Here is an 11,508-nt window from a genome sequence, read left to right as displayed (position 1 = left end):
ATGGCGCTTCTCAACTCCCAAATCGACCCGCAGTCCGAGGCGCTCCGCCAGCGCGCCGACGACTATGCCGCGCTGATCGATGACCTGGACCGGAAGCTGGCCTGGGCACGTGCGGGCGGCGGCGAGAAGATGATGGCACGGCACCGCGAGCGCGGAAAGATTCCGGTGCGTGACCGGATCGACCTTCTGATCGACCCCGGCAGCGCCTTTCTGGAACTGACGCCATTGGCGGCATGGGGTCTTTATGACGGAAAGGTCGCGTCGGCGGGGATCGTCACCGGTATTGGTCGAATCCGCGGCACCGACTGCATGATCATCGCCAACGACGCCACGGTAAAGGGGGGCAGCTTCCATCGGGAGACGGTGAAGAAGCATATCCGTGCCCAGGATATTGCTGCCGAAAACCGATTGCCGGTCGTCTATCTGGTCGATTGCGGCGGCGCCAATCTGAACCAGCTGGAGGAAGTGTTCTACGACGAGAACCATTTCGGCGGCACCTTCCATCGCCAGTGCCGGATGTCCGCATCGGGAATTCCCCAACTGGCAGCGGTCTTTGGCGAATGCACGGCTGGTGGCGCCTATATCCCGGCACTGTGCGACGAATTCATCATGGTCGAGGGGAACGCCTCGATCCATCTCGGCGGACCGCCCATCGTGAAGGCGGCAATTTCCGAGATCGTCGACCGGCACGAACTGGGCGGAGCGGTGCTGCATTCCCGGCAGAGCGGCGTTTCAGATCACATCGTCCCGGACGAATACACAGCCCTGGGCCGGATGCGCGACATGGTTGGCGCCCTGGCCTATACTCGCCTGCCGGCCGTCAACCGGACCGACCCGGTGGCGCCGGTTCATGACATCGCGGACCTGCCGGGCATCGTCGGCACGCATCTGTCGCACCCCTTCGATCAGCGCGAAGTGATCGCGCGCATCGTCGACGGCAGTGACTTCCATGAGTTCAAGCCCGAATGGGGCGACACGATCTGCTGCGGCTTCGCGCGGATCGAAGGCATGGCCGTCGGCATCGTCGCCAATAACGGCGTCCTGTTCGCCGAAGCCTGCCTCAAGGTCACCCATTTCATCGAACTGTGCGATCAGCGCGGCACGCCGCTTCTGTTCCTGCAGAACACGACCGGATTCATCGTCGGTCGGGATGCGGAACTGGGGGGCATATCCAAGCATTCGGCGAAACTGGTCTATGCCATGTCGAATACAAGGGTTCCGCGGCTGACCGTGATCACCGGCAGCTCTTATGGCGCCGGCAATTACGGCATGTCCGGGCGCGGATTCCGTCCACATTTCCTGTTCATGTGGCCGAATGCGCGACTGGGCGGCATGAACCCTGATGTCGGCAGCAGCGTGTTGATGGACCTGCGACGCGCCTCGATCTCACGCGATCCGGCCAGCGATACGGAACTTGCCGAGCATGAGGCGAAGCTGCGCGCGATGTTCGAGGAAAAGTCGAACCCGTATTTCTGTACCGCGCGCCTGTTCGATGACGGGATCATCGACCCGCGCGATACGCGACGGGTTCTGGGGCTCTGTCTTTCAGTCGTGACGGGCCGCGTTGAGGAACGCCCGTCCCGGCCCGTTTACAGGATGTGATCGCATGACCGAGTTTCTGACAGCCTCCAATCCGATCCGATCGGTTCTGATCGCAAACCGTGGAGAGATCGCTTGCCGGATCATCCGGACGTGCCGCCGGCTGGGGCTGCGCGCCGTCGCGGTCTATTCAGACGCCGATGCTGACGCCCTGCATGTCGCGATGGCCGACGAGGCCCATCGCATCGGCCCGGCACCGGCTGGGGAAAGCTATCTGAAGATCGAGGCAATCCTGGCGGCGGCCCGTGCCGGCGGGGCGGACGCGATCCATCCGGGTTATGGCTTCCTGTCTGAAAACCCCGGCTTTGTTCGCGCGGTTGAGACTGCCGGCCTTGCCTTCGTCGGGCCGGATTCCCGTGCCGTTGAGACCATGGGATCCAAGATCGCCGCCCGCAGGGTCGCTCGGGAAGCCGGTGTGCCGGTCGTGCCCGGGTTTGATGGCATCGATGCGTCGGACGAGGAACTGGCGACGGCGGCGGCGGAGATCGGTTATCCGGTTCTGGTGAAGGCCAGCGCCGGGGGCGGCGGGCGCGGCATGCGCCAGGCCGCGTGCCCGGAAGATCTGCCGCAGGCGCTCGCCGCCGCCCGGTCGGAGGCTGCCACATCCTTCGGGGACGCGACGGTATTTCTGGAGAAACTCATTCAGGAGCCGCGGCATCTCGAGGTACAGATTTTTGGCGATGGCGCCGGTGGCGTTCTGCATTTTTACGAGCGGGATTGCTCCGTTCAGCGCAACCATCAGAAGGTGATAGAGGAGGCGCCGGCGCCGAACCTGCCGGTTTCTGTCCGGGACGCCCTTTTCGACCATGCGACGAAGCTGGCCTCCGCGATCGGTTACGCCGGGGCGGGTACGGTGGAGTTCGTCATGCAGGCGGGCGATGACAGTCCGTACTTCCTGGAAATGAACACCCGGCTGCAGGTCGAACATCCGGTGACGGAGGCCATTTGCGGCGTCGACCTTGTCGAATGGCAATTGCGTCAGGCGGCGGGACTGCCGCTGCCGCTGTCTCAGGATCAGATTCGACCGAAGGGCCATGCCATCGAAGTCCGGATCAACGCGGAACGGCCGGAAACGGGCTTTCTTCCGGCTACCGGCCGTGTCGAGACCTTTGAGATTCCTCCGGGGCTGAGACTTGATACGGGAGTTGCAAACGGGACGGATGTGTCCAGCCATTACGACAGCATGCTTGCGAAGCTGATCGCCCATGGGCCGGACCGGGCTGCTGCGCTTGATCGTTTGGCGAAAGGTGTCGCGGGCACGGTTCTGGATGGTATCGGCAGCAATCTGGGCTTTCTGGCAGATTGCCTTGCCGCCCCCGCTTTTCGGAAGGGAGAGGCGACGACCGGATTTCTGGCAACCAACTTCCCTGACGGATGGCAGCCTGACCATGACCGGCTGTTGCGCCTGCGCGGTCACGCGGCGATGGCCCTCCTGACCGGTACGACGCAGGGGGCCGATCGCAATGACGGTTTCCGGGTCGGCGGACGCTGCATGCCGGGCCGGGCGCCGGTCCATGTCGAAGACGACTATGGCACGGCTGAAATCGTGGTGCATTTCGGTGCGGATCCGGCTGTGTCGGATGGCGCGCGGACAATTGCGCTGGGCGCGCCGCCGGCGGGATTGAGCCTCAGGGATGGCGCCGCCCACGCCGCGGATGGCGGGATGTCCATTGCGCTGACGCTGCGGCCCCTTGCCGAGGCACGCATGGCGACCCCATCCGAAAGTACGGCCGAAGGGGCAATTCAGGCCCCGCTGACTGGATTGATCACCGAGGTACTGGTTGCCGAAGGGGAGGTTGTTGCCAAGGGCCAGCCGCTGCTGGTCATGGAGGCGATGAAGCTGGTGCACACCTTGACCGCACCCCATGACGGAAGAATTGCCCGGCTTTCGGCTTCGGCCGGTGCCAGTGTTGCGGCGAAAACCCTGCTTGTCGAAGTGGAGGAGACGGACTGATGGCTGGCCTGTGGTATGAGGAATTCGAAGAGGGCATGGTCTTCGATCATGAGTGGACGCGGACGATTACCGAGACGGACAATCGCTGGTTCTCTCTGCTTACGATGAACACGCAACCGGTTCACATCGACGCGCATGCCGCCGCGAAATCGGTCTGGGGACGGCCCTTGGTCAATTCGCTGCTGACCCTGGGATGCATGGTCGGCATGACGGTCAATGACACGACCTTCGGGACCACGGTTGCCAATCTGGGCATGAGCGAAGTGAAGTTTCCGCATCCGCTTTTCGAGGGTGACACGATCCGGATGCGTACGACCGTGATCGCCAAGCGTGAGAGCAAGTCTCGACCGACGGAGGGGATCGTGACCTTGCGCCATGAATGCTTCAATCAGGACGGGGCGTTGTGCGGTGTCTGCGATCGCGCGGCGCTGATGATGAAGCGACCGGCGGAGCCCAGGGCATGACGGGTCCGCTTGAAGGATTGCGAATTCTCGTGGTCGGCGGCACCTCGGGCATCGGGCTAGCCTCCGCCCGCCGAATGCTGGCCGAAGGCGCCGGCGCGGTCACCTTGGCGGGCCGGAAAGCGGAGCGCGGCGCGGCCGCGCTGGACGCATTGGACAATACCGCAGCCGGTTTCGTGCATGGCGATGCAGGCAATCCGGATGACGCGGATCGTATCGTCGCCGAGGCGGCGGACCGCATGGGCGGTATCGATGTCCTGCTGTCTTGTGCCGGGGGCGATCCGATGCCGCGTCTGCTGAAGGATATCCCGACGGCGGAACTGATGGCGGACGTGACCAATACGCTGGCGCCGGTGATCACACCGTGTCGCGCAGTCTACCCCGTCATGGCCGCGGCCGGCGGCGGGGCAATCCTGTGCGTTGCGTCCGATGCCGGCAAGATCGCGACACCGGGCGAAGTCGCCATCGGTGCGGCAATGGGGGGCATCGCCATGTTCTGTCGCGGCATGGCAATCGAAGCCAAGCGCCAGAAAATCCGCGTCAACTGCCTGACCCCGTCGGTGGTGCGCGACACGCCATTGTACGAAACGCTGATGGCAAACCCGTTTGCGCGGAAACTGTTCTCAAAGGCGGAGACGATGGCCGATCTGGGCGTCGTTGAGTCGGAGGATCTGGCGGCACTGGCCGTATTTCTGGCCAGTCCTGCGGCGGCCAGGATCACGGGTCAGACCATCTCCGTGACCGGCGGAATTTCGGCCCTATAGTGAAACGACCTTAGATCGATGACGGAGTCCACCGTGCAGATCCTGAGTTACCTCTTCGTACCGGGCGACAGTGAGCGCAAGATGGAAAAGGCGTTGGAGAGCGGTGCCGGTGCGCTGATCCTCGATCTGGAGGACGCGGTCGGGCCGGAAATGAAGGACGCCGCCCGGACCATAGTTGCCGAGTTCCTGAAACGGCCCGCGCCGATGCCGCGTTTCGTTCGGGTCAACGCGTTGGAAACCGGCATGGTCGAGGCGGATATAGCTGCCACGGCCGCTGCCGGGCCGGCCGGCTATGTCCTGCCGAAATGCGAAGGGCGTGACGATATCGATGCGCTGTCGGACGTCATGACCCGCCATGCCCTAGAGGCGGAGTGCGGGATCCTGGCGATTGCCACGGAGACGGTGCGCGCGGTCCGGGCCCTCATGCAAGAAGACTGGTCTCATTCGCGTCTCATGGGGATGGCATGGGGCGGCGAGGATCTGGCCGCCGACCTTGGTGCCGTCGCCAACAGGGCAACGGATGGTGCCTATCATTCGCCCTTCCGGTTTGCCAGGGACACCATGCTGTTCGCCGCGAAGGCCGCCGGCGTCGCGGCCATTGACGCGGTGTTCACCAATTTTCGTGACGAGCCCGGACTGAACGCGGAGGCATTGGCCGCCTCGGCCTGCGGGTTCGACGGCAAGCTGGCGATCCATCCGGTGCAGATTGATCCGATCCACCGGGCTTTTGCGCCGACAGAGGATCAGATTACCTGGGCGAAACAGGTCGTCGATGCCATGGCCGCGGCGGGGGACGGCGTCGCCCGGTTGGACGGGAAAATGCTCGACCGGCCGCATCTGAGACAGGCGGAAAAGCTTCTGGGTCGGGCTGGTTTGCCGCCGAACCGCCGGTTATCCTGACCGCTGCGCCTTCCATTCGTCGGTCAGCATGCCCGCATAGCCCCAGTCCTGTTCCTCAATCTCCTGCAGCACGATGTGGATGTGTTCGGGCGACTTGTTCAGGACCGTGACCAGCGTGTCGGTGATCTGGCGCACCATTTCCGATTTCTGCTGACGCGTCACACCGGCGGTGATCTGGACGTTGACATAGGGCATTGCTGTTTCCTTTGGCGAAAGGAGGAGAGAGGTTAGTCCGGGAACCCGCAATGGTGCGGCGCCAGATCGACGATATCGCACCAGTCAGCGCGGTCGTCCCAGAAAATCCTGTCCGCCGCCCCGATGTCGGGTTCCGTATCCAGTGAACCCGCCGGAACGACCATTCTGGTGCCGGCACTGTTCAGATAGGGAATGCCCGATCCGCAGTCGCGGCAGAATGCCTTGGTGAACCCGCGAGACGGATGATCGAAGCGTTGAATGCGATCCTCACCGGACATCCAAACGAAACCGGCCGGATCCGCGAACAGATTGGACGCGTAGGCGGTTCCGGTGATCTTTCTGCATTGGGCGCAATGGCAGAAATAGGCGACGGGGAAGGTCTGCGGAACGCTGAAGCGAACCGCACCACACAGGCAGGACCCCTTGGCAACCTCCGGCATAATGTTTCTCCATTGCTGCGACATGCTGCGGCCGACCCGATCAGGCCGACGAGAGGCCTCATCTCTCTCAAAGTGGCTTCGCTGAAGCTATGGCGATATGTTGCAGTCAGATGTGTATCTCATGCACATCAGTCCGGATGAGGAAAACGCATGAACCGTGCCCCGGATCAGGACGCGGTGAGAGCAATAAGCCTTTCCGACAGCCGTTCCGTGGCGTCGCTGCGATGACCCAGACGGGTGACAAGGAAGAAGCGGTCCAGATTGTCCGCCTGATGGTCGGAAACTGGGCGAAGTCCGTAGCTGTCGCAAACCTGCCGGCCGAATGGATCCCTCAACATGGCAATGCCCAGACCCTGAGCGGCCGCCAGCAGGGTCATGTCGTAATCGGCAAAGGTCCGATCCTGCGGGCGCCGGGCATAATCGATATCACAACTGGCAAACCAGATCTTCCAAATGCTGTCCGGCGAATCCAGGATCAACGGGTAATCCAGTACCCGGTCCGGGGAACTGCCGCGCAGATTGTCGGCAATGTCCGGGGCTGCGACGGGTATCAGCCTTTCCTGAAACAGCGGCGTGACAGAAACGCCGGGCCAATGGCCGCGTCCGTGGCGGATGGCGATCCGGGATTCGGACAGGGAGGCCACGCGGTAGCTGATGTCGATGTCCAGGACGAGGTCCTGGGGCATGCCTTCCAGGGCCGGGGTGTTGGGCAACAGCCACAGGCGGGCAAAGGACGGAACCACGCTGACCCGCACAATGTCGAGCTCGTCGTCTCGTTCGGCGAGCCGGGCACTGTCATCCAGCATGGCAAGTGCCTGTTCGATCCGACCGATCAGCGACTGACCGTCCAGGGTCACCTGAACGCCGCGTCCATGCCGCCGAAAGATCGGCCGACCCGCCCACGCCTCGACGGCTGAAACGCGGCGGCTGACCGACCCGTGCGTAATGTTCAGCGCCTCGGCCGCGGCTGAGAAAGAGCCGGTTTCGGCAGCGGCGAGAAGCGCCTGAAAACTCTCCAGGGAGGGGCGTGGTTTGCTGTGCATCTGACGCACAGCAAACAATTCCGGGCCGATCCTTGTCAAGCCAGACCGCTTCGGATTTTGTGTCGTAAGCAACGCAGCCGACGCGCGGTTACTGGCCTTCCGCTCGGAAAGGCGCGATACTGAGGCATCGCTGCATGTGTCGAGGAGGAGTGCGCCCTGACCCAGCGGATTGCCGTCATCGTGGTTCCCGGATTCAATGCAGCCGCGACGCTGTCCTTCATCGACCCCTTCCGTGCCGCCAACTATCTGAGCGGCGTGGCGCACTACACGTGGCAACTGTTCGCGCTGACGGCCGATCATGAGAAGGCCAGCAATGGGGTTCAATTGGCGGTACGGCCCCTGTCGGAAGTCGGGGCATTCGAACCCGGCATAGGCGTCGTCTCCTCCAGCTGGACGCCGGAACGGTTCTATGACAGCGAAATCGTGATGGCATCCATTCGGAGCTGGGGGCGCCGGGGCATCCGGATCTGCGGAATCGACACCGGGGCCTTCCTGCTGGCCCGCGCGGGATTGCTGACCGGCGGCAAGGTTGCGACCCATTACGAGCACATCGATTCCTTCCAGGAGGTCTATCCCGAGATCACCTGCACGGAGGAACTCATCTGCGCCCATAATGCGATCCTGACCTGCGCGGGCGGGACGGCGTCGACCGATTTGGCATTGCACATCCTGGAGCGGGATCATGGCGCGGAACTGGCGAATGCCTGCGCGCGCTACGTGCTGCACGACCGGATTCGTCTGCCGGGCGAGAGGCAGAACGTGACGAACCGTGTCCCCTTCGGTCAGACCACACCGGATGCGCTGAGGGAGGCAATCCGGCTGATGGAGGCCAATCTGGAAGTGCCGCTGGCAATTCCGGATATCGCCGATGCGATCGGACTGTCCCAGCGGCAGTTGGCGCGGCTGTTTCGGTCGCATACGAAGTGCTCGCCGGTTCAGTACTACAGAAACATCCGGTTGGATCGCGGCCGGTCGCTGATCACGCAAACTGAAATGAGCATCCTGTCCGTCGCGGTGGCCTGCGGCTTTGAAAGTGCGGAATACTTTGCCCGTGCCTATCGCGACCGTTTTCGGACGACCCCGCGCAGCGACCGGATCGAAGGACGCATCCCGTTTGAGTATCGCGCCTGGCCCATGCATCCGGTGCCGTCGAAAAAGTGAAGATTGGTGGCGAATTTATTTAGGTGCGCGGGGTTTGCTGCCCCTATTCTGAACCCATCGTTCCGGATGCCGGAGGGCCTCCGGACAGTTCCTGCAATACCCAGATCGGGAGAATTGGGCGATGAGCGCAATGCCGGATATCGATATCGGTGCGGAAGACCTGCGCCGGATCGGCACGGGCTATACGGATAACCCACAGAGCACAAAGTCTCTGCATGCGGATGCCTATACCCGCCGCAAATGGTTCGATCATGAGCGCCGGACGGTTTTTGCGAAGTCCTGGCAATGGGTGTGTCACGCCGAATCTGTGCGGGATCCTGGAAGCTATGTGACCGCCGATATCGCCGGGTCCCCCATTGCCGTTGTGCGCGACCGTCAGGGCGCCTTGCGTGCCTTCTACAATGTCTGCAAGCACCGGGCGCACCAACTGCTCAGCGGGTCGGGCAAGGCGCGGATGATCACCTGTCCCTATCACGCCTGGTCCTACGATCTGGCCGGCAAGTTGCGTGCCGCGCGCGAAACCGGGGGGCTGGAAGGCTTCAAGACCGAAGATATCTGCCTGTCCCAGGTTCAGGTCGAGGAGTTCTGCGGCTTCGTTTACGTCAATCTGGATCCGGATGCGGCGTCACTGGCGGAACAGACTGGCGACCTGGCCGGTGAAATCCGTCATTATGCGCCGGATGTGGAGCGCCTGACCTTTGCCCATCGACTGACCTACGATATCAGGTCGAACTGGAAGAATGTCATCGACAACTTCCTGGAATGCTATCACTGCCATACCGCCCATAAGGACTTTGTCACGTTGGTGGATATGGAGACCTACAAGGTCACCACCCATGGCATCTATTCCAGTCACATGGCCGAGGCCGGCAAGTCCGCCAACAGCGCCTATTCGGTGGAGGGCGCGACGGTGAAGGACCACGCCGTATGGTGGCTGTGGCCGAACACCTGCATGATGCGCTATCCCGGACGCGGCAACTTCCTGATCCTGAACGTGATCCCGGTCGATGTGGACCGGACGATCGAAACCTACGATTTCTATCTCCAAGAGCCGGAGCCGAACGCCGCCGAACTGGACGCGATCCGTTATATCGACGACGTGCTGCAGCCGGAGGACATAGCCCTGTGCGAGTCGGTTCAGCGCGGCATGGAAACCCCCGCTTTTGATCAGGGCTGGATCGTGTCGGACCCGAACGGATCCGGACTGTCGGAACATGCGCTGCATCACTTCCATGGATTGCTTCTGGATGCCTATCGCCAGGGGGCTGCGTGATGGGGGCGCTGGAGCAAAAGACTGCCGTCGTGACCGGCGGATGTGGCGGCATCGGCGCGGCGGTCTGTGCCCGCTTCGCCCGAGAAGGGGCCACGGTTCATGCCTGTGATATTGCCGGACTGGACAAGCCGGTGCCGGACGGGGTCACGGTTCATGCGCTGGACGTAACCGACGAGGGGGCGGTCACCGCCTTCTTCGATGGATTGCCCGGAGACTCGCTGGATGTGCTGGTCAATGCTGCCGGCATCGAGATCGAAAAGACGATCGAGGAAACCACGCTGGCGGAATGGAACCGGATTTTCGCGATCAACGTGACCGCGATGTTCCTGATGTCGAAGGCGGCGCTGCCCCGACTGCGCCGCGGTAGCGATGCCGGTATCATCAATTTCGGATCCTATGACGGGTTCATCGCCGATCCGGGGCTGGCCGCCTATTGCGCGACCAAGGGCGCGGTCCATGCCCTGACCAAGGCCATGGCCTGCGATCACGGGCCGGAAGGTATCCGCGTCAATGCGATCTGCCCCGGTTACATCGACACCCCGATGCTGCAGAGCTTTTTCCGAGATCACGGCGACATCGATACCTTGCAGCAGGCCGTGCGCGACGTGCACCCCATGCGCCGCTATGGCACGCCAGAGGATATCGCCAATCTGGTCAACTGGCTGGCCTCTTCCGAAGCGCGCTATGCCAGCGGGCAACTCTGGGTTCTGGATGGCGGCCTCAGCGCCCAGGTTCAGCAGATGAAGCTGTAAGGAAGCCGCCATGACAAAACCCGTTATCATTACCTGTGCCCCGACCGGCGGCATTCACACACCGACCATGTCGCCCCATCTGCCGATCACGCCGCAGGATATCGCGCGGCAATCGATCGACGCGGCGGAGGCCGGTGCCAGCATAATCCACTTGCATGCCCGCGACCCGGAAACCGGAAAGCCGGATCCCAGCCCGGACCGGTTCATGGAGTTCCTGCCGGTGATCAAGCAGTCCACAGATGCCGTCATAAACATATCGACTGGTGGCGGGCTGGGCATGACGCGGGAGGAGCGTCTGCGCGCCGCCGATCGTGCCTCACCGGAAATGGCGTCGCTGAATGTCGGGTCGTTGAATTTCGGACTGTTTCCATTGCTGCAGAAATATCAGGACTGGCAGCACGAATGGGAGCCGGCGTTTCTGGAGATGACGAAGGATTTCATCTTCAAGAACACGTTCGAAGACATCGAATACATCCTCAAGACGTTGGGGGAGGGGCACGGCACACGGTTCGAGTTCGAGTGCTACGACCTGGGGCACCTCTACAATCTGGCCTGGTTCGTGGATCAGGGCATGGTGAAGCCGCCCTTCTTCATCCAGATGGTGTTCGGGATCATGGGCGGTATGGGCGCGGATCTGGACAATCTGATCCATCTGGAAAAGGTCGCGACGCGGTTGTTCGGCGACCAGTTCGAATGGTCCGTGCTGGCGGCCGGTCGCCACCAGATGAATTTCGCGACCCAGAGCGCGATGCTGGGCGGGAATCTGCGGGTCGGGCTCGAAGACAGCCTTTACATCGGCAAGGGCGAACTGGCGCGCAGCAACGCCGATCAGGTCCGAAAGATCCGCACGATTGTCGAGGCGCTGGGCCGCGAAGTCGCGACGCCGGAAGAGGCACGTCGCCGTCTGGGGCTGAAGGGCGCCGACGCGGTCGCATTCTGACTCGACGACGCCAACGGGAGGGCAGG

General features: G+C 62.6%; 12 protein-coding genes. 9 read left to right on the top strand and 3 right to left on the bottom strand.

Features of this window, described 5'->3' with window-relative positions; translation table 11 throughout:
* From R8L07_01985 to R8L07_01965, 5 genes are read left to right on the top strand one after another with little or no spacing between them, the layout of a single operon-like run.
* A complete protein-coding gene (locus R8L07_01985; GenBank protein MDW3204285.1) occupies positions 1-1,602 on the top strand; it encodes a carboxyl transferase domain-containing protein in 1,602 nt (533 codons plus the stop codon).
* Between the two features lie 4 nt (positions 1,603-1,606).
* On the top strand, positions 1,607-3,553 hold the full coding sequence (locus R8L07_01980; GenBank protein ID MDW3204284.1) for a biotin carboxylase N-terminal domain-containing protein: 1,947 nt from the start codon (positions 1,607-1,609) through the stop codon (positions 3,551-3,553).
* Positions 3,553-4,017 (top strand): MaoC family dehydratase, encoded by a 465-nt coding sequence (locus R8L07_01975; GenBank protein ID MDW3204283.1) that lies wholly within the window; start codon positions 3,553-3,555, stop codon positions 4,015-4,017. The genes R8L07_01980 and R8L07_01975 overlap by 1 nt, the downstream gene beginning before the upstream one ends.
* Entirely contained in the window at positions 4,014-4,778 is a 765-nt protein-coding gene (locus R8L07_01970; protein MDW3204282.1) for an SDR family oxidoreductase, read from the top strand. The genes R8L07_01975 and R8L07_01970 overlap by 4 nt, the downstream gene beginning before the upstream one ends.
* Before the next feature lie 18 nt (positions 4,779-4,796).
* Positions 4,797-5,678: a CoA ester lyase gene (locus R8L07_01965; protein ID MDW3204281.1), complete on the top strand. Its 882-nt coding sequence runs from the start codon at positions 4,797-4,799 to the stop codon at positions 5,676-5,678.
* Here the strand turns inward: R8L07_01965 and R8L07_01960 are convergent.
* The 3 genes from R8L07_01960 to R8L07_01950 form a co-directional block, all read right to left on the bottom strand.
* Entirely contained in the window at positions 5,670-5,873 is a 204-nt protein-coding gene (locus R8L07_01960) for a 4-oxalocrotonate tautomerase family protein (protein ID MDW3204280.1), read from the bottom strand. The genes R8L07_01965 and R8L07_01960 overlap by 9 nt on opposite strands.
* A 32-nt stretch (positions 5,874-5,905) precedes the next feature.
* The gene (locus R8L07_01955) at positions 5,906-6,313 is read right to left on the bottom strand and encodes a GFA family protein (GenBank protein ID MDW3204279.1); all 408 of its coding nucleotides are present in this window, start codon (positions 6,311-6,313) and stop codon (positions 5,906-5,908) included.
* Positions 6,314-6,480: 167 nt separating this feature from the next.
* Positions 6,481-7,356, bottom strand: a complete 876-nt coding sequence (locus R8L07_01950; GenBank protein MDW3204278.1) for a LysR substrate-binding domain-containing protein — start codon at positions 7,354-7,356, stop codon at positions 6,481-6,483.
* 180 nt (positions 7,357-7,536) lie between these two features.
* On the opposite strand from R8L07_01950, the gene R8L07_01945 reads away from it, so the two are divergent.
* The 4 genes from R8L07_01945 (at position 7,537) to R8L07_01930 (ending at position 11,482) form a co-directional block, all read left to right on the top strand.
* The gene (locus tag R8L07_01945) at positions 7,537-8,517 is read left to right on the top strand and encodes a GlxA family transcriptional regulator (protein ID MDW3204277.1); all 981 of its coding nucleotides are present in this window, start codon (positions 7,537-7,539) and stop codon (positions 8,515-8,517) included.
* Between the two features lie 121 nt (positions 8,518-8,638).
* Positions 8,639-9,790: a ring-hydroxylating oxygenase subunit alpha gene (locus R8L07_01940; GenBank protein MDW3204276.1), complete on the top strand. Its 1,152-nt coding sequence runs from the start codon at positions 8,639-8,641 to the stop codon at positions 9,788-9,790.
* Positions 9,790-10,542, top strand: a complete 753-nt coding sequence (locus R8L07_01935) for an SDR family oxidoreductase (protein ID MDW3204275.1) — start codon at positions 9,790-9,792, stop codon at positions 10,540-10,542. The genes R8L07_01940 and R8L07_01935 overlap by 1 nt, the downstream gene beginning before the upstream one ends.
* Before the next feature lie 10 nt (positions 10,543-10,552).
* Positions 10,553-11,482: a 3-keto-5-aminohexanoate cleavage protein gene (locus tag R8L07_01930; GenBank protein MDW3204274.1), complete on the top strand. Its 930-nt coding sequence runs from the start codon at positions 10,553-10,555 to the stop codon at positions 11,480-11,482.
* Positions 11,483-11,508 lie beyond the last annotated feature (26 nt).

The sequence above is a fragment of the Alphaproteobacteria bacterium genome (assembly GCA_033344895.1).
Taxonomy (GTDB): domain Bacteria; phylum Pseudomonadota; class Alphaproteobacteria; order UBA8366; family Aestuariispiraceae; genus Pacificispira.
The sequence above is the reverse complement of the archived record's forward strand: the minus strand, read 5'-3'. Positions and strand labels throughout refer to the sequence as shown.